General features: G+C 57.6%; 21 protein-coding genes. 16 read left to right on the top strand and 5 right to left on the bottom strand.

Annotation, left to right across the window (positions count from 1 at the left end; genetic code table 11):
* The first annotated feature begins 64 nt into the window (after positions 1-64).
* Together spoIVA and B5F22_RS00870 are read left to right on the top strand one after the other, a co-directional pair.
* Positions 65-1,543, top strand: coding sequence for a stage IV sporulation protein A (spoIVA, locus tag B5F22_RS00875; protein ID WP_087389809.1), 1,479 nt, complete (start codon positions 65-67; stop codon positions 1,541-1,543).
* 154 nt (positions 1,544-1,697) lie between these two features.
* Positions 1,698-1,847 carry a sigma factor gene (locus B5F22_RS00870; protein ID WP_087389807.1) on the top strand — a complete coding sequence of 50 codons (150 nt, stop codon included), beginning with the start codon at positions 1,698-1,700 and terminating at the stop codon, positions 1,845-1,847.
* A gap of 43 nt (positions 1,848-1,890) precedes the next feature.
* On the opposite strand, the gene B5F22_RS00865 is transcribed toward B5F22_RS00870, so the two are convergent.
* Positions 1,891-2,496: a Crp/Fnr family transcriptional regulator gene (locus tag B5F22_RS00865; protein ID WP_087389804.1), complete on the bottom strand. Its 606-nt coding sequence runs from the start codon at positions 2,494-2,496 to the stop codon at positions 1,891-1,893.
* Positions 2,497-2,605: 109 nt separating this feature from the next.
* Between B5F22_RS00865 and leuC the strand changes: the two genes are divergently transcribed.
* The 10 genes from leuC to radA all read left to right on the top strand — a co-directional run bounded on the left by leuC (position 2,606) and on the right by radA (position 11,613).
* Positions 2,606-3,865 (top strand): 3-isopropylmalate dehydratase large subunit, encoded by a 1,260-nt coding sequence (gene leuC, locus B5F22_RS00860; RefSeq protein ID WP_087389802.1) that lies wholly within the window; start codon positions 2,606-2,608, stop codon positions 3,863-3,865.
* Positions 3,866-3,880: 15 nt separating this feature from the next.
* Positions 3,881-4,366, top strand: coding sequence for a 3-isopropylmalate dehydratase small subunit (locus tag B5F22_RS00855; protein WP_087389799.1), 486 nt, complete (start codon positions 3,881-3,883; stop codon positions 4,364-4,366).
* On the top strand, positions 4,363-5,439 hold the full coding sequence (leuB, locus tag B5F22_RS00850) for a 3-isopropylmalate dehydrogenase (RefSeq protein WP_087389796.1): 1,077 nt from the start codon (positions 4,363-4,365) through the stop codon (positions 5,437-5,439). Before B5F22_RS00855 ends, leuB begins: the two co-directional genes overlap by 4 nt.
* Before the next feature lie 85 nt (positions 5,440-5,524).
* On the top strand, positions 5,525-6,337 hold the full coding sequence (locus B5F22_RS00845) for a type III pantothenate kinase (protein ID WP_242955024.1): 813 nt from the start codon (positions 5,525-5,527) through the stop codon (positions 6,335-6,337).
* A 167-nt stretch (positions 6,338-6,504) separates the two neighbouring features.
* Positions 6,505-7,653, top strand: a complete 1,149-nt coding sequence (locus B5F22_RS00840) for a pyridoxal phosphate-dependent aminotransferase (RefSeq protein WP_168124184.1) — start codon at positions 6,505-6,507, stop codon at positions 7,651-7,653.
* 83 nt (positions 7,654-7,736) lie between these two features.
* Complete coding sequence (locus B5F22_RS00835; protein ID WP_087389790.1) at positions 7,737-7,937, top strand: DUF1858 domain-containing protein; 201 nt, start codon at positions 7,737-7,739, stop codon at positions 7,935-7,937.
* A gap of 66 nt (positions 7,938-8,003) precedes the next feature.
* Positions 8,004-8,684: a class I SAM-dependent methyltransferase gene (locus B5F22_RS00830; RefSeq protein ID WP_087389787.1), complete on the top strand. Its 681-nt coding sequence runs from the start codon at positions 8,004-8,006 to the stop codon at positions 8,682-8,684.
* Entirely contained in the window at positions 8,681-9,472 is a 792-nt protein-coding gene (locus B5F22_RS00825; RefSeq protein WP_087389785.1) for a Nif3-like dinuclear metal center hexameric protein, read from the top strand. Before B5F22_RS00830 ends, B5F22_RS00825 begins: the two co-directional genes overlap by 4 nt.
* 59 nt (positions 9,473-9,531) lie before the next feature.
* Positions 9,532-10,245 carry an N-acetylmuramoyl-L-alanine amidase gene (locus B5F22_RS00820; RefSeq protein WP_158096563.1) on the top strand — a complete coding sequence of 238 codons (714 nt, stop codon included), beginning with the start codon at positions 9,532-9,534 and terminating at the stop codon, positions 10,243-10,245.
* Positions 10,246-11,613, top strand: coding sequence for a DNA repair protein RadA (radA, locus tag B5F22_RS00815; RefSeq protein WP_087389777.1), 1,368 nt, complete (start codon positions 10,246-10,248; stop codon positions 11,611-11,613). It abuts the gene before it with no gap.
* On the opposite strand, the gene B5F22_RS11905 is transcribed toward radA, so the two are convergent.
* Entirely contained in the window at positions 11,560-11,754 is a 195-nt protein-coding gene (locus tag B5F22_RS11905) for a hypothetical protein (protein ID WP_143482141.1), read from the bottom strand. The two genes, radA and B5F22_RS11905, sit on opposite strands and share 54 nt — an antisense overlap.
* Before the next feature lie 165 nt (positions 11,755-11,919).
* Between B5F22_RS11905 and B5F22_RS00810 the strand changes: the two genes are divergently transcribed.
* The 4 genes from B5F22_RS00810 to B5F22_RS00795 all read left to right on the top strand — a co-directional run bounded on the left by B5F22_RS00810 (position 11,920) and on the right by B5F22_RS00795 (position 16,411).
* Positions 11,920-12,924: a tyrosine recombinase XerC gene (locus B5F22_RS00810; protein ID WP_087389774.1), complete on the top strand. Its 1,005-nt coding sequence runs from the start codon at positions 11,920-11,922 to the stop codon at positions 12,922-12,924.
* 158 nt (positions 12,925-13,082) lie between these two features.
* On the top strand, positions 13,083-14,048 hold the full coding sequence (gene fba / locus B5F22_RS00805; protein ID WP_087369295.1) for a class II fructose-1,6-bisphosphate aldolase: 966 nt from the start codon (positions 13,083-13,085) through the stop codon (positions 14,046-14,048).
* 43 nt (positions 14,049-14,091) lie between these two features.
* Complete coding sequence (locus B5F22_RS00800; protein WP_087229832.1) at positions 14,092-15,330, top strand: 6-phosphofructokinase; 1,239 nt, start codon at positions 14,092-14,094, stop codon at positions 15,328-15,330.
* Positions 15,331-15,436: 106 nt separating this feature from the next.
* A complete protein-coding gene (locus tag B5F22_RS00795) occupies positions 15,437-16,411 on the top strand; it encodes a Gfo/Idh/MocA family oxidoreductase (protein ID WP_343223906.1) in 975 nt (324 codons plus the stop codon).
* A gap of 58 nt (positions 16,412-16,469) precedes the next feature.
* Here the strand turns inward: B5F22_RS00795 and B5F22_RS12395 are convergent, their stop codons facing one another.
* The 3 genes from B5F22_RS12395 to B5F22_RS00780 all read right to left on the bottom strand — a co-directional run bounded on the left by B5F22_RS12395 (position 16,470) and on the right by B5F22_RS00780 (position 20,106).
* Entirely contained in the window at positions 16,470-16,619 is a 150-nt protein-coding gene (locus B5F22_RS12395; RefSeq protein ID WP_087229838.1) for a hypothetical protein, read from the bottom strand.
* 15 nt (positions 16,620-16,634) lie between these two features.
* Positions 16,635-19,400 (bottom strand): magnesium-translocating P-type ATPase, encoded by a 2,766-nt coding sequence (gene mgtA, locus B5F22_RS00785; protein ID WP_087389768.1) that lies wholly within the window; start codon positions 19,398-19,400, stop codon positions 16,635-16,637.
* A 208-nt stretch (positions 19,401-19,608) separates the two neighbouring features.
* The gene (locus B5F22_RS00780) at positions 19,609-20,106 is read right to left on the bottom strand and encodes a helix-turn-helix domain-containing protein (RefSeq protein WP_087389765.1); all 498 of its coding nucleotides are present in this window, start codon (positions 20,104-20,106) and stop codon (positions 19,609-19,611) included.
* Between the last annotated feature and the right edge of the window lie 9 nt (positions 20,107-20,115).

Genomic DNA, 20,115 nt, shown 5'->3' with positions numbered 1-20,115 from the left:
TGTGGCATATTACACAGCTTATCCCCATACACATGTAGAGAACTTGCGGTGAGGAGGAATTGCTGTGGATCACAACAAATTGTATGAGGATATCGCCCAGCGCACCCAAGGCGATATTTACATTGGGGTGGTTGGTCCGGTTCGCACGGGAAAATCCACCTTCATCAAGCGCTTTATGGAGACCATGGTGCTGCCGGAAATCCAGAACACTTACCTGCGGGACCGGGCCCGGGATGAGCTGCCCCAGAGCGGGTCCGGCCGTGTGGTGATGACCGCCGAGCCAAAATTCGTCCCAGAGGATGCAGTGAGTCTGTCCATGGATGACGGCAGCTCCTTCTCCGTGCGGCTCATTGACTGTGTGGGCTACATGGTGCCCGGAGCCATGGGGCAGATGGACGGAGACCAGCCCCGGATGGTGACCACCCCCTGGATGGACCACGAGATCCCCATGACCCAGGCGGCGGAGCTGGGCACCCAGAAGGTTATCACTGACCACTCCACCATTGGCATTGTGGTGACCACCGATGGAACCATCGCCGACATCCCTCGGGAGGACTACCTGGAGGCGGAGGAGCGGGTCATTGAGGAACTCAAAGCCATGGGCAAGCCCTTTGTGGTGCTGCTCAACTCCGCCCAGCCCTACAGCGACCGGGCCCAAGCCATCCAGGCGGATATTGCCCAGCAGTACCAGGTCACCTGCTTGGCGGTGAACTGCCTGACCTTGGACGAGGAGACGGTGGAGGCCATCTTGAGCGGGGTGCTCCACGAGTTCCCCATGAAGCAGCTGGAGCTGTTTCTCCCCTCCTGGGTGGATGTGCTCCCCTTTGACCACCCCATCAAAAGCCAGCTCTATGGGATGATTCGCCAAGAGGCCGGAGGGTTGGAGCGGCTGCGGGACACAGAAGCAGCGGTGGAGGCCTTGGACCAGCGGGAGGAAATTGCCTCTGCCCAGATCACCCGCATGGACATGGGTAACGGCGTGGTAACGGCGGTGCTGGAGCTGCCACGAAGTCTGTTCTATGAGACAGTGTCCCAGCGCTGCGGCTTGGAGATTCACGATGACGGAGACCTCATTGGACAGCTGGTCCAGATGGCCTCCATGAAGCGGAAATATGAGAAGGTGGAGCAGGCCCTGGCCCAGGTGGAGGAGACGGGCTACGGCATCGTCATGCCCGATCCCCAGGAGATGACCCTGGAGGAGCCGGAGATCGTCAAGCAGGGCGGCCGCTACGGGGTACGCCTCAAAGCCTCGGCTCCCTCCATCCACATGATGCGGGCGGACATCAAAACCGAGGTCTCTCCCATCATGGGGACGGAGAAACAGTCGGAGGAGATGGTGGACTTCCTCCTGCGTCAGTTCGAGGGGGATACGGGGAAGATATGGGACTCCAATATGTTTGGCCGCTCCTTCCACGAGCTGGTGGGGGAGGATTTGCAAGCCAAACTCAAGCGTATGCCGGAGGATGCCCGGGAGAAGTTGCGGGACACCCTCCAGCGCATCATCAACGAGGGGTCCGGGGGCCTGATTTGCATCATTCTGTAAGGAAAAGATGTGTCGCAGAACATGGGTTCTGTGGCACATCTTTTTTTGTAACGTTTGGTTTGTTCAGGGTTCTAATGGGTGAGCAAACCAAGTGGAGAAGACAGCAGAGATCTGATACAATGGGGAGAGAAATGCCGGAGGAAGGGGGAGAGACATGTCAGGATTTCAAGAGATTTATGAGACCTATAGCCGTCCTGTGTACCGGTTTCTCCTGGCCCTGACCCGGAACGAGACCATGGCCGAGGATTTGTTGCAGGATGTGTTCTATCAGGCCCTCTTACATATTGACCGACATGGAACATGAGAGAAGGCCGGGAAGCTCGATGGGGCTTCCCGGCCTTGCTGGTTTATCGGTTTTGTAACACTTGAAGCTGTCCTTCGTCCAAAATCTGTACTGTGCCGTACCCCGTCTCCACCACACCCTGCTGTACCAGTTGCTTCATGGCCCGGCTGACGGTGATGCGGCTCATGCCAATGGCCTGGCCGATGCTCTCGTGCGTACACGCCACGGTGTTGTTCTCGCCTCGGGGTAAGGTCAGCAGGTACCGAGCTACCCGGCCAATGGCTGGGAGAGAGGCCGTGTCCACGTGGTCGGAGAGAATCCGAATGGTGCGGGCCAGATAGCGCAGCATGGGCTGGGCCAACTGGGGGTGCTCCATGAAGATCTGATCCAGCCGCTGCTGGTCAATGGACACTACCAGGCTGTCCTCCAGGGCCATGGCGGAGCTGACCCGAGGGTACTGGTCAAAAAAAGATGCCTCGCCCATCAGGTCCCCACTGCGGTGGATGGTCAAAATCCGCTCGTCTCCCTCCGGGCTGCTGAGAAAGCTGCGGGCAGAGCCGGACACCAGGTAGTAAAAGTAGTGAGGCTGCTCCCCCTGGAGATAGATCATCTGCCCCTTGGTGTACAACTTGGGGGTCTGCCCCTGGGCGAAGATATCCCACTGTGCCATGCCGTTCCCTCCAATCTATTCAAGATTGTATCATATGTTACATTCTTTTTCCATAGGCTTTGGCATAATGAATGTACCGAACAACCTGAGAAACGAGGAGGTGCGTCTCATGGGTATGACCATGACGCAGAAAATTTTGGCCCGGGCAGCGGGTTTGGACCAGGTACAGGCCGGACAGCTCTTAGAGGGTAAGTTGGACCTGGTGCTGGGCAACGACATTACTACCCCTGTGGCCATCAAAGAGTTTGAGAAGGCGGGGTTGTCCACGGTGTTTGACCAGGACAAGATCGCCATTGTGCTGGACCACTCCACCCCCTGTAAGGACATCAAGTCCGCCCAGCTGTGCGCCAGGTGCCGGGACTTTGCCCACAAGCACCAGATCACTCACTTCTACGATGTGGGCCAGATGGGCATTGAGCACGCCCTGATTCCCGAGAAGGGCTTGGCTGCCCCCGGTGAGGTCATCATTGGCGCAGACTCCCACACCTGTACTTATGGCGCTCTGGGCGCTTTCTCCACTGGCGTGGGCTCCACCGATATGGCGGCGGGCATGGCCACCGGTCTTGCCTGGTTCAAGGTGCCCCAGGCCATTCAGGTCAAGCTCACCGGAACTCTCTCCCCCTATGTCAGCGGTAAGGACGTGGTGCTCCACCTCATCGGTATGATTGGAGTGGACGGAGCCCTGTACCAGTCCCTGGAGTTCTGCGGGGATGGCGTGGCTTCCCTGGAGATGGACGATCGGTTCACCATTTGCAACATGGCCATTGAGGCGGGAGCCAAAAACGGCATCTTCCCTGTGGACGAGAAGACCATCGCCTACTTGAACGGACGGGTGGAGCGGGCCTGGACCGCCTTTGAGGCGGACGAGGACGCCGTGTATGCCCGCACTGTGGAAATCGACCTGTCCACGCTGCGTCCCACTGTGGCTTTGCCTCATTTGCCCTCCAACACCCAGCCGGTGGACGAAGTGGCGGGTAAGCCCATCCAGCAGGTGGTCATCGGCTCCTGCACCAACGGACGCTTGAAGGACCTGCGGGAGGCCGCTGCCATCCTCCGGGGAAAGAAGGTGGCTGACGGGGTGAGGTGTATTGTCATTCCCGCCACCCAGCAGATCTATCTCCAGGCTATGGAGGAGGGCCTCATTGCTGACTTTATCCAGGCCGGGGCCGCGGTATCTACCCCCACCTGTGGGCCCTGTCTGGGCGGACATATGGGTGTCCTTAGTGACAACGAGTGGGCCATTGCCACCACCAACCGCAACTTCGTGGGCCGCATGGGCCCCACCAGTTCCATGATCATTCTGGCAAGCCCTGCGGTGGCAGCGGCTTCCGCCATCACCGGCGTGGTCACCGACCCCGCCACCATCTGAGGGAGGGATGAGAAGATGAAGATTTACAAATACGGCGACAACGTGGATACCGACGTCATCATTCCCGCCCGCTACTTAAACGCCCCGGACGAGAAGTCCCTGGCCTCCCACTGTATGGAGGACATTGATGCCGACTTTGCCACCACGGTGGAGCCCGGTGACATTGTGGTGGGTGGCAGCAACTTTGGCTGTGGCTCCTCCCGAGAGCACGCCCCCCTGGCCATCAAGGCCTGTGGCGTGAAGTGTGTCATCGCCAAGAGCTTTGCCCGTATCTTCTACCGCAACGCCATCAACATCGGCTTCCCCATCATGGAGTGCCCCGAGGCGGTGGACGGCATCTCTCCGGGCGATAGTGTCACGGTGAACTTTGCCACGGGCGTCATTGAGAATGAGAGCACCGGGCAGACTTTCCAGGCTGCGCCGTTCCCCGATTTTGTCAACGGCATCATTGAGCACGGTGGCCTGCTCCACTCTCTGAAAGCTAGGGGGATTGCCAAATGAATTATAAAATTGCACTGATTCGGGGGGACGGAATCGGCCCTGAGATTGTCCATGAGGCGGTAGGTGTTCTGGACAAGGTGGGAGAGAAGTTCGGCCACACCTTCACCTATGTGGATGTGCTTCTGGGAGGCTGCGCCACCGATGCGGTGGGAAAGAGCTATCCCGACGGCACCGCTGAGGTGTGCAAGAGCTGTGACGCTGTGTTGTTGGGCGCTGTGGGCGGCCCCAAGTGGGGCAGCGACAAGCCCGCCGAGCAGCGGCCGGAGACCGCTCTGTTGGCCATCCGCAAGGACTTAGGGCTATACGCCAATCTGCGTCCTGCCGCTCTGCGACCCGCTTTGGCCGAGGCTTGCCCGCTGAAGAAGGAGACTGCCGAGAAGGGTATTGACCTGATGATGGTGCGGGAGCTCACCGGAGGCGTGTACTTTGGCAAGCGGGACCGCTACGACACCCCGGACCGGGGCGTGGAGTGCACCGACCTGATGGCCTACTCCGAGATGGAGATCGAGCGCATTGGCCGCCGCGCCTTTGAGATGGCCCGGCTGAGACGGAAGAAAGTGTCCAGTGTGGACAAGGCCAACGTGCTGGAGACCAGCCGCCTGTGGCGGTCTGTGATGCACCGCCTGGCGGAAGAGTACCCCGACGTGGCCTATGAGGACGTACTGGTGGACAACTGCGCCATGCAGCTGGTGCGGGACCCGGGCCAGTTTGACGTGGTGGTCACCGAGAACATGTTCGGAGATATCCTCTCCGACGAGGCCTCCATGATCACCGGGTCTATTGGCCTGTTGCCTTCCGCCTCTATGGGAGATACGGCCCCCGCCCTCTATGAGCCCATCCATGGCTCTGCCCCCGATATCGCCGGGCAGGACAAGGCCAACCCCATTGCCACCATTCTCTCCGTGGCCATGATGCTCCGCTACTCCTTCCAGCTGTCTGCCGAGGCGGATGCTGTGGAGCGGGCGGTGGACCAGGCCCTGGCTGACGGCTGGCGCACGGCCGACATTGCCAAACCGGGAGAAGACGTCATTGGCACCCGCCGTATGGGTCAGATCATCCGGGATAATATTTAACGACCTGGGGAACCTCCGCCGGACTGGATTCGGGCGGAGGTTCCCTCTTGCATTGCTCTGGATTGCTGGCTATAATAAAAATAATATGAATCTGATCATGAAGGGGTTGGGCGCTTTGATTTTGGCTGTGGCCATCAGCAATATCCATGTCACCATCGCACTGTTTGAAGAGAACGGTGACATCCGGTTCCGCTCTGAGCTGGAAAGTGAGCGCAGATACAGTGAAGATCGATGCGCCCTGGACCTCATGGGGGTGTTCCAGCTGTACGGCGGGAAGATCCAGGAAGTACAGGGGGCCATTGTGTCCAGCGTTGTACCCCAGGTGACGGATATTTTTGTCCGGGCCATTCAGCGTCTGACGGGGAAGCGCCCCATGGTGGTGGGCCCGGGAGTGAAAACTGGGCTGAACATCCGGGCGGACGTGCACAACCAGCTGGGCAGCAACATTGTGGCCTCGGCGATGGCAGCGGTGGCCCTGTATCCGTCCCCGTCCATTGTCATCAACTCGGGCACCGCCCTGTCCTTCTCCTACATGCGTCAGGCCTCTTATGAGGGATGTTCCATTATGCCGGGTATGGCCATTGCTCTGGAGGCCCTGTCCGACAACGGGGCCCAGCTACCCCACATTGCCATGGGGAAGGTGGATTCTCCCCTAGGCCGCAACACGGTGGACTCCATGCGAGCGGGTGTGGTGTACGGGTATGCCGGGTCCATTGATCGCCTCATTGACGAGATGGAGGAGTCTGCCGGGGAGAAGGCCGCCTCTGTGGTGGCTACGGGAGAGTACGCCCCGGAGATCTTCCGCCACTGCCGCCATGAGATTCAGTACGACCGGGACCTGATGGTCAAGGGGCTGTATTTTCTCTACCGCAAGAACACCACCAAGCGCACCCGGTGAATTTTGCAGCACAAGACGTTATAACATGCAAAATAACCCGTATCCATGGGATTGACTCTTGCATATGTGCAAGAAAGACGATATAATATGTCACAAATGAAGTGTACGGAGGGATTGACTTGAAAGAACTGTCCAAGATTGCCTCTCAGGTGCAGGCATCCAGCACCATGGCCATTGACTCTCTGGCCAAGCAGATGAAGGCCGACGGCATAGACGTGGTGGGATTTGGCGCTGGTGAGCCGGATTTTAACACCCCGGACGAGATCAAGGCCGCTGGTATCCGGGCCATTGAGGAGAACAACACCCGCTACACCCCCGCTTCCGGTTTGCCCGGCATTAAGAAGGCGGTGTGCGAGCGTGTGAAGGCGGACTTCCACGTGGAGTATGAGCCGTCCCAGGTGATGGTGGCCGCTGGTGCCAAGCACTGTGTGTATGTGGCCCTCCGGGCTCTGGTCAATCCCGGGGACGAGGTGATTGTCCCAGCCCCCTACTGGGTCAGCTACATTGAGCTGGTCCGCATGATGGGTGGCGTGCCTGTGGTGGTGACTGCGGAGGAATCTGCCGGGTTTAAAATTACCGCTCAGCAGCTACGGGATGCCATTACCCCCAAGACCAAGGCTATGATTCTCAACAATCCCTCCAACCCCACCGGCATGGTGTACAACGGGGAGGAGCTGAAGGCTCTGGTGGATGTGTGCGTGGAGAATGACCTGTACATCATCGCCGATGAGATCTACTCCTGCCTGCTCTATGATGGGCTGAAATTTACCTCTGTGGCCAGCCTGGGCGAAGAGGTAAAGAAGCGCACCATCCTCATCAACGGCGTCTCCAAGGCCTATGCCATGACGGGCTGGCGCATTGGCTACGCTCTGGCTGAGCCCGAGATCATCAAAGTCATGAGCAACTACCTCAGCCACTGTGCGGGCTCCTGCTGCACCATTTCCCAAAAGGCGGCAGAGGCGGCCCTCAGCGGCTCCCAGGAGAAGATTGAGACCATGCGGCAGGCCTTTGAGGAGCGGCGCAACTACCTGGTGGAGCGTATGAACCAGGTGGAGGGCGTCAGCTGTATCAAGCCCGAGGGCGCTTTTTACGTGATGATGAACATGGAGAAGCTGGTGGGCCGCACCGTCCACGGCCAGGTGATCAACACCTGTGACGACTTCTCCCAGGCCTTCTTGAAGTATGGCCTGGTGGCCACCGTGCCCGGTACTGCTTTTGGTGCACCCAACTTTGTGCGCTGGTCTTATGCCACTTCCATGGAGAACATCAAGAAGGGTATGGACCGCCTGGAGGCGTTCTTGAAGGAATTCCAGTGAGTTTCCCAACTGACCCTTGCAAAACCGTGCAGGGTTGGATATACTATCACTGTTCGACAAACTAGATCAGGAGGTCATATCACATGGCTAAGATTACGAAGGATACTATCATCGGCGATATTCTGGACATCGCTCCTCAGACTGCCCCCATCTTCCTGTCCATCGGCATGCACTGCCTGGGCTGCCCCTCTTCCCGGGGTGAGACTGTGGAGCAGGCCTGCATGGTTCACGGCGTGGACGTGAACGCTCTGCTGGAGAAGCTCAACGCCAACATCGGCGAATAAAAACCATTGCGGGAAAAGAGCGGGTAACCGCTCTTTTCTTGTATCTGATGAAAATGAGGGATTTTTATGGAATTGACGCCGAGATTGCGTGCCATTGCCCAGCAGGTCCCCCAGGGCTCGGTGCTGGCAGATGTGGGCACGGACCATGCACTGCTGCCGGCATGGCTGCTGTTAGAGGGGCGCATTCCCTCCGCCATCGCCTCGGATTTGCGGGAGGGCCCCTTGTCCCGGGCCAAGGAGACGGTGGAGCAGCACGGAGTGGCGGACCGGGTCTCTCTGCGCCTGTGTGACGGGCTGTCCGGTATTCAGGCAGGGGAGGCGGACGTGGTGGCCATCGCTGGAATGGGCGGGGAGACCATTGCCGCCATTTTGGAGCAGGCTCCCTGGACCCGTGAGAACACCTTGCTGCTCCTCCAGCCCATGACCTCCTTCCCGGACCTCCGCCAGTGGCTGGTGGAAAACGGCTACCGGGTGGAGCACGAGACTCTGTGCCAAGAGGGTAGCCGCATGTATACCGTGCTCACCGTGCGGGGCGGTCAGGATGTCCCCATGACCCCGGCAGAGCTCTGGGTGGGGCGCAACACCCCACAGCCTCTGAGAGGGGCATACCTGTCTATGATGGAGGGCAAGGTGCGCCGGGCTCTGGAGGGACAGAAGGCCTCTGCCAACCCGGACCAGGCTGTGGTGGAGCAGCTGGAACAGGTACTGGCAGGCATGGATGATATGAAAAAGGAGCTGGAAGCATGAACACCGTACAGCAAATCTATGAGGCCATCCAGAAGAAGGCCCCCTTTCAATATCAGCTGGGGTTTGACAACGCCGGTTTCCTGGTAGGGCGGCGCAACGCCCCGGTGGATCGGGTTCTCATCGCTCTGGACATCACCAGAGACGTAGTGGACGAGGCCGTGGAGCTGGGGGCACAGCTCATTGTGTCCCACCATCCGGTGATCTGGGAAGGGGTCAAACAGCTCGCCGACGTCACCCCCGGCGGAGACCTGCTGCTGACCATGGCAGAGCACGGCATTGCCGCTATTTGCGCCCACACCAACCTGGACGCCGTGGCGGAGGGTGTCAACGACGCCCTAGCCTGCAAGCTGGGGTTGACCCAGGTGGAGCAGCTGAGCCAGGATGGGGTGGACGAGCAGGGAAACCCCTATGGCATTGGACGGATTGGCCAGGTGGAAGCCCAGAGCGTGGAGAGCTTTGCTGCCCTGGTGAAGGAGCAGCTAGGTGCCGCCTGCGTGCGGGTGGTGGACAGCGGCAAGCCGGTGCACCGGGTGGCTGTTGGTGGCGGCTCCTGTGGCAGTATGCTGGGGGATGTGCTGGCCGCCGGATGTGACACCTTTGTCACCGCTGACGTGAAGTACGATGTGTTTTTGGCGGCCAAGGCCCAGGGCCTGAACCTGTTGGACGCCGGACACTACCCCACAGAGAACATGGTGTGCCCCGTGTTGGAGGGGTGGCTGAAGGAGGCGTTCCCCGACCTGCGGGTGGAAATTTCCCAGCGCCACCGAGAGGTCTATCACTGCGTTTAACCTAGGCTGGTATGAGTTGTCCCCCTGCTTCATATGGATGGAGGGAAGGGGGGATGGCTATGAAGCCATGGATGGTGATTCTGCTCATTGCGGCATGTATCCTTTGTTTTTTCGCCCGATGGGGCAAGCTGGCGGTGCCCACAGTGGTTCAAGTGGATACCGGACATCCTGTCGTGGTGCTGGACGCAGGACACGGTGGAGAGGACGGGGGAGCCGTCACCGCTTCGGGCCACCGGGAAAGTGAGATCAATCTCCAGATCGTGAAGAAGCTGGAATATTTCATGGCGCTGTGCGGAGTGGAGCCGGTGCTCACCCGGACGGAAGATGTCTCACTCCACACGCCGGGGGCAGAGGAGAGGGGAGAGCGGAAACGCTCCGATTTGGACTATCGGGTCCAGTTGGTCAACGACACCCCAGGGGCCATGCTCATCAGCATCCATCAAAACCAATATTCCGACCCCTCGGTACGAGGGGCACAGGTGTTTTACACCCTGGGCGATGTGGGGCGGCAGTGGGGAGAATATACCCAGCAGATGCTCCAGGAGACGGTGGACAGCTCCAACACAAAAAAGGCCAAGCAGGTGTCCGAGGACGTGTATCTCTTTTCCCATATTTCCTGTCCTGGCCTGTTGGTGGAGTGTGGCTTTCTCAGCAATGGGCTGGAGGCCTCGCTGCTTCTCACAGACGGGTATCAGACCCGTCTGTCCATGGCCATCACCGGAGCCTACCTCCATCAGTTGCAAATGATAAACCGAGCCTCAGGAGGAATCTGAATGGCAAAAAATAAAACTGTGTACTACTGCACCCAGTGCGGCAACGAGACTCCCAAATGGCAGGGCAGATGTCTGGCCTGCGGGGCCTGGAACACCATTGTGGAGCAGCCCGCCGCAGCGGCGGAGAGCAAGAAAAAAGCAGGGGGGAGCCTGTCCACCTCGCCCCTGCGAAAGCCCCGGCCCATGGATGACGTGGAGGCCACCGACGAACTGCGCTTCCCCACGGGAATGAGCGAACTGGACCGAGTGCTGGGCGGGGGAGCCGTGAAGGGCTCTCTGGTGCTGGTGGGCGGCGCCCCGGGCATCGGCAAGTCCACTTTGATGCTGCAGATCTGCAACAGCCTGTGCCAGTTTGCCTCAGTGCTCTATGTGTCCGGCGAGGAGTCGGAGCGGCAGATCAAGCTGCGGGCCCAGCGGCTGGGTATCTCCGGGCAGGGGCTGTATCTCTACTCAGAGACCAACCTGGACGATGTGGTGGCGGCGGTGGAGGAGCAAAAACCGGATATTTTGATCGTGGACTCCATTCAGACGGTGTACAACGGGGAGTCCAACTCCTCTCCAGGCAGTGTGGCCCAGGTCAAGGAGTGCACCATGACCCTGATGCACCTGGCCAAGGGCTTGGGCATCACCGTTTTTGTGGTGGGCCACATCAACAAAGAAGGCTCCCTGGCAGGCCCCAAGGTGTTGGAGCACATGGTGGACTGTGTGCTGCATTTTGAAGGGGAGGAGCACAACTCTTACCGCATTCTCCGGGCGGCTAAAAATCGCTTTGGCGCCACCAATGAAATCGGTGTGTTTGAAATGGGGGACCAAGGCCTGTCCCAGGTGCCAAACCCCTCGGAGGCGCTGCTGTCCGGGCGGCCTCAGAACACCCCGGGCTCCTGCGTCACCTGTGTCATGGAGGGCGTACGCCCGGTATTGGCAGAGGTTCAGGCGCTGCTTACCCCGTCGGCCTACGGTACGTCCCGGCGTTCCTGCAATGGCTTTGACTACAACCGGGCCATGATGCTCTCGGCGGTGCTGGAAAAACGTGGAGGGCTTATGGTGTCCAACTGTGACGTGTACGTCAACGTCATTGGCGGCCTGAGTATCACAGAGCCGGCGGCGGACCTGGCGCTCATCGTAGCTTTGGCGTCCAGCTTCCGGGACAAGCCGGTGCCATATGATTTGGCGGCCATCGGCGAAGTGGGCCTGACGGGCGAGCTGCGGGCGGTGCACGCCTTGAATCAGCGGCTCAGTGAGGTGCAGCGGCTGGGCTTTACCAAATGCCTGATTCCAGCCCGGCACAGCGGAAAGCTGGTGGTGCCGGATGGCTTACAGCTCATTGAGGTGCACAACATCCGGCAAGCGATTGCGGTGCTTGTGTGAGTCTTTGGGCTCATAATTCAGACAGGGGTGGTCGGTGCCGTCCTGGGCGGCGTTGCGCATGGGTTGTGCACCTGTTGTGTACAGGGTGCACCGGCCATCGGTCTGATGCCGACAGGAGAGGGTACACGGAATGAGACTCATAACTTGACCTCCATTCTGATGTGCCGGGAACTCCTGTTTGAACACATTAGCAACTCAACAAAATTAAAATTTTGTTGAGTTGAGGGTAGGGGGCTCCCGGAAATTTGATACCCATAGTATGATCCGGCCAGCCTGGATTTATGTATGCAAATATGGTGATTTTACATGAAAATTGACTATCAAACCCAAGCGCCGCCGGTGCTGCGGGATTTTCTCGCGTATCACGAGACCATTCAGGGACATTCGTCCAAAACGGTTGATGAATATTTTCTCGATCTGCGCAACTTTCTCAGATACATGAAACTTGAAAAAGGCTTGGTGCCTAGATCCACGCCGCTGGACGAAATCTCCATTGACGACGTGGATGTCTCGCTGGTGCGCTCTGTGACGCTGGCCGATGTGTACGCATATCTCAGCTTTCTCAGCCGTAGCCGTGCCAAGAATCACAATTCGCCCCAGGCTGGATGCGGCCTTGAGGCGTCTACCAGAGCTCGGAAAGTTGCATCAATCCGTTCCTTTTATAAATATCTGGTGAACAAAGCCAAAGTTCTCACGGAAAATCCCATTCAGGAGCTGGATGCGCCCAGACAGCGCCAGACACTGCCGCGATTTTTAACCCTGGATGAGTGCATTCAACTGCTGGACAGCATCGACGGGGCCAATTCTGAGCGAGACTTTTGTATTATTACCTTATTTTTAAACTGTGGACTGCGAATTTCTGAGTTGGTGGGCTTGAACCTCAGCGATGTGCGGGACGACCGTATGCGAGTGTTAGGCAAAGGTAACAAAGAGCGTTTTGTCTTCCTCAATACCGCCTGCCGCAGCGCGCTGGATGACTGGCTGGCGGTTCGAACCCAGTCGGCGGCTGTGGACCCCTATGCGCTGTTTATCAGTCGGCGGCGCACCCGTGTGACCAAGGATGGCGTGCACTATATGATTAAAAAGCGGCTGGCAGAGGCTGGATTGGACCGGGACAAGTACTCCGCCCACAAGCTGCGCCACACAGCCGCTACCCTGATGCTGAAAAACGGTGTTGACGTGCGTACATTGCAGGAAATCCTCGGCCATGAGCATTTGAACACCACCCAGATCTACACTCACGTGGACAGCGAGGCCATGCGTCAGGCCGCCCAACTCAACCCTTTGGGAGATCGGTGCAAGAAAAAGTGAGCCTCTCTCCTGCTGCTTTGGCACTTCGCACAAAGGGTATTGGGGCGGTGTATATAATTTGTCTTAAAAAAGATGGCTTGATACCTTGCAATTTGGGGCGAACGCTGTTAAAATGATGAAGTGCAAGACCAATTAATTCTACTAAGGAGTTGATTCAAATGCCACTGGTCACTACTACCGAGATGTTCAAAAAGGCATACGATGGTGGGTATGCAATTGGTGCTTTCAACGTCAACAACATGGAGATCGTTCAGGGCATCACCGAGGCCGCCAAGGAGGTTAACGCTCCCCTGATTCTTCAGGTTTCCAAGGGCGCTCGTGCTTACGCCAACCACACCTACCTGGTGAAGCTGGTTGAGGCTGCCATCATTGAGACTGGCCTGCCCATCGCTCTGCACCTGGATCACGGCGACAGCTTCGAGATCTGCAAGAGCTGCATCGACGGCGGCTTCACCTCCGTCATGATCGACGCCTCTTCCAAGCCCTTCGCTGAGAACATTGAGCTGACCAAGCGTGTTGTGGAATATGCTCATGATCACGGTGTTGTGGTCGAGGCCGAGCTGGGCGCTCTGGCCGGCGTGGAGGACGAGGTCCAGGTTTCCGCCGAGGACTCTCACTACACCCGTCCCGAGGAAGTTGAGGAGTTCGTCTCCAAGACCGGCTGCGACTCTCTGGCCATCGCCATCGGCACCAGCCACGGCGCTTACAAGTTCACCGCTGCTCAGTGCACCCGCAACGAGAAGGGCGAGCTGGTTCCCCCTCCCCTGCGCTTCGACATCCTGGACGAGGTCGTCCGTCGTCTGCCCGGCTTCCCCATCGTTCTCCACGGCTCTTCTTCCGTGCCCCAGGAGTATGTGAAGATGATCAACGAGAACGGCGGCAAGATGCCCGATGCCGTTGGTATCCCCGAGGAGCAGCTGCGTCAGGCCGCCCGCGGCGCTGTGTGTAAGATCAACATTGACTCTGACCTGCGTCTGGCCATGACCGGCACCATCCGTAAGTTCTTCGCTGAGCACCCCGACAAGTTTGACCCCCGCGAGTACCTGAAGCCCGCCCGCGCCAACATCAAGGAGCTGGTCAAGCACAAGCTGATCAACGTCCTGGGCTGCGACGGCAAGGCCTAATCAGCGCGTTTCAAACGCATCACAACATTAGGAGGATTCAAACATGTCTCAACTGAAAGGCGCATGTATCATTGGTCAGTCCGGCGGTCCTACCTCCGTGATCAATGCCAGCGCATACGGTGTCATTCGCACCGCTCTGGATAACCCCAACATCACCGCCGTGTACGGCGCTGCTCACGGCATCAAGGGCGTTCTCAACGATCGTCTGTATGACATGAGCCAGGAGGACGCTCACGAGCTGGAGCTGCTGCTGAACACTCCCTCTTCCGAGCTGGGTTCCTGCCGCTACAAGATCGCCGATCCCGATGTGGACGACACCGACTACAAGCGGATTCTGGAGATCTTCAAGAAGTACGACGTGCGTTACTTCTTCTACAACGGCGGTAACGACTCCATGGACACCTGCTCCAAGGTCAGCCGCTTCATGGCCAAGTCCGGCTATGAGTGCCGCGTCATGGGCGTGCCCAAGACCATCGACAACGACCTGTTCGGCACCGACCACTGCCCCGGCTTCGCCTCTGCTGCCAAGTACATCGCTACTTCCTGCGCTGAGGTGTACAAGGATGCTCGTGTGTACGACACCGGCATGGTCACCATCATCGAGATCATGGGCCGTCACGCTGGCTGGCTGACTGCCGCTGCCGCTCTGGCTGGCGTCGTGGGCTGCGCTCCCGACCTGATCTACGTTCCCGAGGTGGACTTCGACATGGACAAGTTCCTGGCCGACGTCACCTCCATCTACGAGAAGAACGGCAACTGCATCGTGGCTGTCTCCGAGGGCATCCACTATGCTGACGGCTCCTTCGTCTCCGAGGCTAAGACCTCTGCCACCGACGGTTTCGGTCACGCTCAGCTGGGCGGTCTGGCTGCTATGCTGGCCAACATCGTCAAGGAGCGCACCGGTGCCAAGGTCCGTGGCATCGAGCTGTCCCTGCTGCAGCGCTGCGGCGCTCACCTGGCTTCTCAGACCGACATTCAGGAGTCCTTCCTGGCTGGTAAGACCGCCGTGGAGGCTGCTGTGGCCGGCGAGACCGACAAGATGGTGGGCTTCGAGTGCTCCCGTGAGAACGGCTATGAGTGCAAGACCAAGCTGTTCAACCTCTCTGAGGTGGCCAACTTCGAGAAGAAGGTGCCCCTGGAGTGGATCAACGAGGCTGGCAACGGCATCAACCAGGGCTTCATCGACTACGCCCTGCCCCTGATCCAGGGTGAGAACACCCGCGCCACCGAGCACGGTCTGCCCCGCTTCGCCCGTCTGAAGAAGGTTCTGGCCAGCAAGTAAGAAGAGTAGACCTCTTCCCTGCTTTGTGCTATGATGATGAGGAATTACAGTGATGTAATTCCTCATCATTTTTTATGTTCCGAAGGAGATGAAAAAGATGCTTCATATGGCAATTTTGGGAGCTGGACGTATTGCCGCAACCATGGCGGAAACCATCAACTGCATGAACCAAGTGGGAAATCATGCCGTCTCCCTGTATGCTGTGGCAGCCCGGGATTTGGAACGGGCCCAGCAGTTTGCCGATACCCACGGCGTAGAGCGAGCCTACGGCAGCTATGAGGAGATGCTCCAGGACCAGCAAGTCCAGCTGGTGTATGTGGCCACTCCTCACTCTCACCACTATCAGCATGTCATGATGTGCCTGGAGCACGGAAAGCATGTTCTGTGCGAGAAGGCCTTTGCCGCCAATGTCCAGCAGACGCGAGAGATGCTCCAGCGGGCCAAAGACAAGGGCCTGCTGCTCACCGAGGCCATCTGGACCAGATACCAGCCTATGCGGGAGATCATCTCTCAGGTGGTGAACTCTGGCATCATTGGAGAGCCCCGAATGCTCACCGCCAACCTGGGCTATGAGATCATGGGAAAAGAGCGCATTGTGGAGCCTGCCTTGGCCGGAGGTGCCCTGCTGGATGTGGGGATTTATCCCTTGAACTTTGCCGAGATGGTGTTTGGTGCCCCGGACCAGGTCCATGCTGTGGGCGTCCTCTCGGACAAGGGAGTGGACCTCCAGGACAGCATGACCCTGACGTGGAAGGACGGAAAGATGGCAGTGTTGAACGCCGGGGCCAACTGTGTCTCTGACCGGATGGGAATCATCTATGGTGCCCGGGGTTTTTCTGTGGTGGAGAATATCAACAATCCCCAGTCCATCACCGTCTATGACGCCCAGTATCGGCAAGTAGAGCATCACCCCTGCCCTGCTCAGCTCACAGGCTACGAGTATGAGGTGACAGAGGCAGCCCGCTGTATTGAGGCGGGAGCGCTGGAGTGCCCCTCCATGCCTCATCAGGATACCGTGCATATGATGGAGCTGATGGACGAGATTCGCCATCAGATGGGTGTGCACTACCCCTTTGAATAAGACAGAAAGCCCCTCCGGTGTAGTTAGTACTACATCGGAGGGATTTTCATAGATTCGTTTATTTTTGAGGCTTCATGGACCAGAACACCACATTCATCAAGATGACAATGAGAAACACCACGCCAATGGCGACCCAAAATCCCATGTCAATGCCCCAAAGAGAAGTGGTTCCAAATACGTCCATCCACAGGTTTGCCCAGTTCATCATGATATTCCTCCGTTCTTATAACAATTCACCGTAGTGCCGCACATAGGCCTTTTTGAGACTGGTGGCCAAAATCATGTAGAGGAGAATGCACGGAATCAGATAGGCGAAGTAGGCGGCAGGCAGCGCCACGAACCCCAGAGCGGCTCCCAGCGGGGTAAAGGGGATGACGGTGAGCACGGTGATACCCGTCAGGGTCAGCAACGTCAAGGGAGCGGAAGCACGGCTCTGAAGAAAGGGCAGCTTGGGGGTGCGAATCATGTGAATGACCAAGGTCTGGCTCCACATGGATTCCACAAACCAACCAGCCTGGAACAGTCCGATATACTTGGCCTGCATCAAGGCCAGCTCTGCTCCGCTGAAATGGGCAGGCAGATCGCTGAACAGCACACCACCGGAAATAAACATGGGACAAAAGACAAAGTACATAAACAGATAAGTGGTAAAGTCGAAAATGGAACTGGTGGGCCCAATCCAGAGCATGAAGTTGCCCACGCTGGAGGCGTCCCATTTCCGGGGCTTGGCGATAAACTCCTCGTCCACATTGTCCCAGGGAATGGCGGTGCAGGACAGGTCATAGATCAGATTCAAAAAGATCAGGTGCACGCTCATCATGGGCAGGAATGGCAGCAGCGCAGAAGCTGCCAGCACCGAGAACATGTTGCCGAAGTTGGAAGAGGCGGTCATTTTGATGTACTTGATCATGTTGGCGTAGGTTTTGCGCCCCTCGATGATGCCCTGCTCCAAGACCATCAGGTCTTTTTCCAGCAGAATGATGTCAGCAGATTCCTTTGCCACATCCACGGCGGTATCCACGGAGATTCCGATGTCGGCAGACTTCATGGCCGCAGCATCGTTGACACCGTCCCCCATAAAGCCCACGGTGTGTCCATTTTCCCGGAGGATGGAGACTACACGGGCCTTTTGCTCAGGGGTCAGCTTGGTGAACACGTCGGTGGATTCGGCTGCTCTGGCCAGTTCGGCATCGCTCATCTTCTCCAAATCAGAACCCAGGAGCATATTGCGCACTTTGATGCCCACCTGTTTGCAGATGGTTCGGGTCACTTTGTCGTTGTCCCCGGTGAGAATCTTGGTGGTCACTCCATGGTCCTTTAGTGCTTGGATGGCGTCTGCTGTGGACTCCTTGGGTGGGTCCAAAAAGGCCAGATATCCCATCAGAACCATGTCGCACTCGTCTTTGACGCCGAACGCACCCACAGGAGAAGGATTGCTCTTTTGAGCAATGGCCAGCACACGGAAGCCCTTGTCGTTGAGGCTGTCTACGGTCTGGAGAATGTGGCGGCGGACCTCATCGGTCAGCGGCTGCACGCCGCCGTCACACTCTGCAAAGGTGCAGATGGAGAGCATTTCTTCCACAGCACCCTTCGTCACCATCTGGGTCTTCCCTGTCTGGTCCTGCACCACGGTGGTCAACCGACGGCGCGTGAAGTCAAAGGGAATTTCATCCACCTTCACATAGTGTTCCGACAAGTCCACCAGCCGGGGGTCCTCTGCCTCGGCTTCCTCGGTCTTGTGGATGATGGCCAGGTCCATCAAGTTCTTATAGCCGGTCTGGAAATAGCTGTTGAGATAGGCGTGGCGCAAGACCCGGGTGTCATCCTCGCCGTTGATGTTCAGGTGATATTCCAGCACCACTTGATCTTGGGTCAAAGTCCCGGTCTTATCGGTGCACAGAATATCCATGGCCCCAAAGTTTTGAATGGAGTTGAGATTTTTCACAATGGTCTGCTTCTTGCTCATGGACACCGCCCCCTTGGCCAGGCAGGTGGTGACGATCATGGGCAGCATCTCTGGGGTCAGACCCACGGCGATGGAGATGCCGAACAAAAAGGCATCCAGCCAGTCCCCTTTGGTGATGCCGTTGATGAAGAATACCAGGGGGACCATAATGAGCATAAAGCGGATGAGCACCCAGGAGACGGCGTTTACTCCCTTAGTGAAGCTGGTCTCTACCGCCTCGCCTGCCACGGCGGAGGCCATGGAGCCAAACAGGGTGTGGTCACCTACGCAGACGGCCACAGCGGTGGCGCTGCCGGAGACCACATTGCTGCCCATGAAAGCGATGTTGGTATAATCCGTGATGCTCTCTGCGGCGTCACATACATGAGGGGTCTTTTCCACCGGCTCGCTTTCACCGGTGAGACTGGCCTGACTGACAAACAGGTCTTTGGCCTCCAGAATACGCACATCTGCGGGAATCATATCTCCGGCGGACAGATGCACGATGTCCCCCACCACAAGATCATCCATGGGAATCTCCACCTTTTCCTGTCCCCTGCGGGTGACGGTGCAGGTGGTGGTGATCATGGCCAGAAGCTTCTCTGCTGCGTTGCCGCTCCTGGATTCCTGTACAAACCGAAGGGTACCGGAAATCAGCACCATGGTGAGAATCATCACCACGGTCAGACAGTCGAAATCCTCCGGTGTGCTGCCCAACAGGGAGAAATAGGGGAAGATCATATCGGTCAGGGTGGATACCAGGGCCAAGCAGAACAAAATGGCGGTGAAGGGATTGATGAAAGCGCCAGCCAGCCGTTTGGCCAGGGATTTCTTCTTTTCATGGGTCACTTTGTTGCTGCCGTATTGGCTGCGGTGGTGAAGTACCGTCTCCTCGTCCAGTCCGCACAGGGCGGCTTGTAGGTTCATCAGGACATGTTTGTTGGAAGTGGTTGCCGCATCTTGGATGCGGCGATTTTGCTGTTTACGGGCGTTGTCTCTCTCGGCGGTGGGACGGAGCGCCATGGATTTTTCTTTCAGGTGCATTGGTCTTACCTCCTTGCATAGAATCAAGGCAAAGACAGACATGTGTAGACATGGGACTCCGGGTCCCACATGCCGTGCCAAGCCTTCGCGTATGATCGTCAGAGTCCATGTCGTTCACCTCTCTTTCTCCGTAAGTATAAAAAAATCGCAAGGAGAATCCCATGGTCAAAACCTTGCGATTTCCTTGCGATTTGGTCAGAATAGGCGGTTAGAGTTTGTCGTTAAACTTATACCCAATGCCCCAAATGGTCAGGATATATTCCGGTGCATCCGGGTTAGGCTCAATTTTCTTCCTGAGTTTTCGGATAAATGCCATGATGTTGCTGTCATCCATCAGATAATCATGTTCCCATACGGCCTGATAGATCTGTTCCTTGGTGAACACCTCGCCCCGGTTGCGGGCCAGGAAATAGAGAATGTCAAACTCCTTGGGGGTCAGGGAGATCTCGGTGTCGTCCCGTCTCACCCGCCGCAGTCTCAGGTCGATGGAGAGCGCACCGCATTGGATGGTTTCGATGGAAGGAATAACAGAGTCGGACTCTCCCATCTCCACCATCAGAGAGCTTGTCCGGCCATCCATCAGATCGGTCAGACCTTCCAGCAGTTCCTTGGCGGCGGGAGTATCTGGTGCAGAAGTGCGGAGCTTTTCCGTCAGCCACTTGGTGAGGGAGAAATCCAGAGCGATAAAACCGATGTTCTTTTTCATTCCAGACTC

The organism is Pseudoflavonifractor sp. An187, assembly GCF_002160275.1.
Classification (GTDB): domain Bacteria; phylum Bacillota; class Clostridia; order Oscillospirales; family Oscillospiraceae; genus Enterenecus; species Enterenecus faecium.
This window is presented reverse-complemented; position numbering and strand designations above follow the sequence as displayed.

Bases quoted from the DNA above. Each gene is read 5' to 3' on its own strand.
- B5F22_RS00870 (WP_087389807.1), top strand. From the start codon at position 1,698: ATGTCAGGATTTCAAGAGATTTATGAGACCTATAGCCGTCCTGTGTAC.
- B5F22_RS00865 (WP_087389804.1), bottom strand. From the start codon at position 2,496: ATGGCACAGTGGGATATCTTCGCCCAGGGGCAGACCCCCAAGTTGTAC.
- leuC (WP_087389802.1), top strand. From the start codon at position 2,606: ATGGGTATGACCATGACGCAGAAAATTTTGGCCCGGGCAGCGGGTTTG.
- B5F22_RS00855 (WP_087389799.1), top strand. From the start codon at position 3,881: ATGAAGATTTACAAATACGGCGACAACGTGGATACCGACGTCATCATT.
- leuB (WP_087389796.1), top strand. From the start codon at position 4,363: ATGAATTATAAAATTGCACTGATTCGGGGGGACGGAATCGGCCCTGAG.
- B5F22_RS00845 (WP_242955024.1), top strand. From the start codon at position 5,525: ATGAATCTGATCATGAAGGGGTTGGGCGCTTTGATTTTGGCTGTGGCC.
- B5F22_RS00840 (WP_168124184.1), top strand. From the start codon at position 6,505: ATGGCCATTGACTCTCTGGCCAAGCAGATGAAGGCCGACGGCATAGAC.
- B5F22_RS00835 (WP_087389790.1), top strand. From the start codon at position 7,737: ATGGCTAAGATTACGAAGGATACTATCATCGGCGATATTCTGGACATC.
- B5F22_RS00830 (WP_087389787.1), top strand. From the start codon at position 8,004: ATGGAATTGACGCCGAGATTGCGTGCCATTGCCCAGCAGGTCCCCCAG.
- B5F22_RS00825 (WP_087389785.1), top strand. From the start codon at position 8,681: ATGAACACCGTACAGCAAATCTATGAGGCCATCCAGAAGAAGGCCCCC.
- B5F22_RS00820 (WP_158096563.1), top strand. From the start codon at position 9,532: ATGAAGCCATGGATGGTGATTCTGCTCATTGCGGCATGTATCCTTTGT.
- radA (WP_087389777.1), top strand. From the start codon at position 10,246: ATGGCAAAAAATAAAACTGTGTACTACTGCACCCAGTGCGGCAACGAG.
- B5F22_RS11905 (WP_143482141.1), bottom strand. From the start codon at position 11,754: ATGAGTCTCATTCCGTGTACCCTCTCCTGTCGGCATCAGACCGATGGC.
- B5F22_RS00810 (WP_087389774.1), top strand. From the start codon at position 11,920: ATGAAAATTGACTATCAAACCCAAGCGCCGCCGGTGCTGCGGGATTTT.
- fba (WP_087369295.1), top strand. From the start codon at position 13,083: ATGCCACTGGTCACTACTACCGAGATGTTCAAAAAGGCATACGATGGT.
- B5F22_RS00800 (WP_087229832.1), top strand. From the start codon at position 14,092: ATGTCTCAACTGAAAGGCGCATGTATCATTGGTCAGTCCGGCGGTCCT.
- B5F22_RS00795 (WP_343223906.1), top strand. From the start codon at position 15,437: ATGGCAATTTTGGGAGCTGGACGTATTGCCGCAACCATGGCGGAAACC.
- B5F22_RS12395 (WP_087229838.1), bottom strand. From the start codon at position 16,619: ATGATGAACTGGGCAAACCTGTGGATGGACGTATTTGGAACCACTTCT.
- mgtA (WP_087389768.1), bottom strand. From the start codon at position 19,400: ATGCACCTGAAAGAAAAATCCATGGCGCTCCGTCCCACCGCCGAGAGA.
- B5F22_RS00780 (WP_087389765.1), bottom strand. From the start codon at position 20,106: ATGAAAAAGAACATCGGTTTTATCGCTCTGGATTTCTCCCTCACCAAG.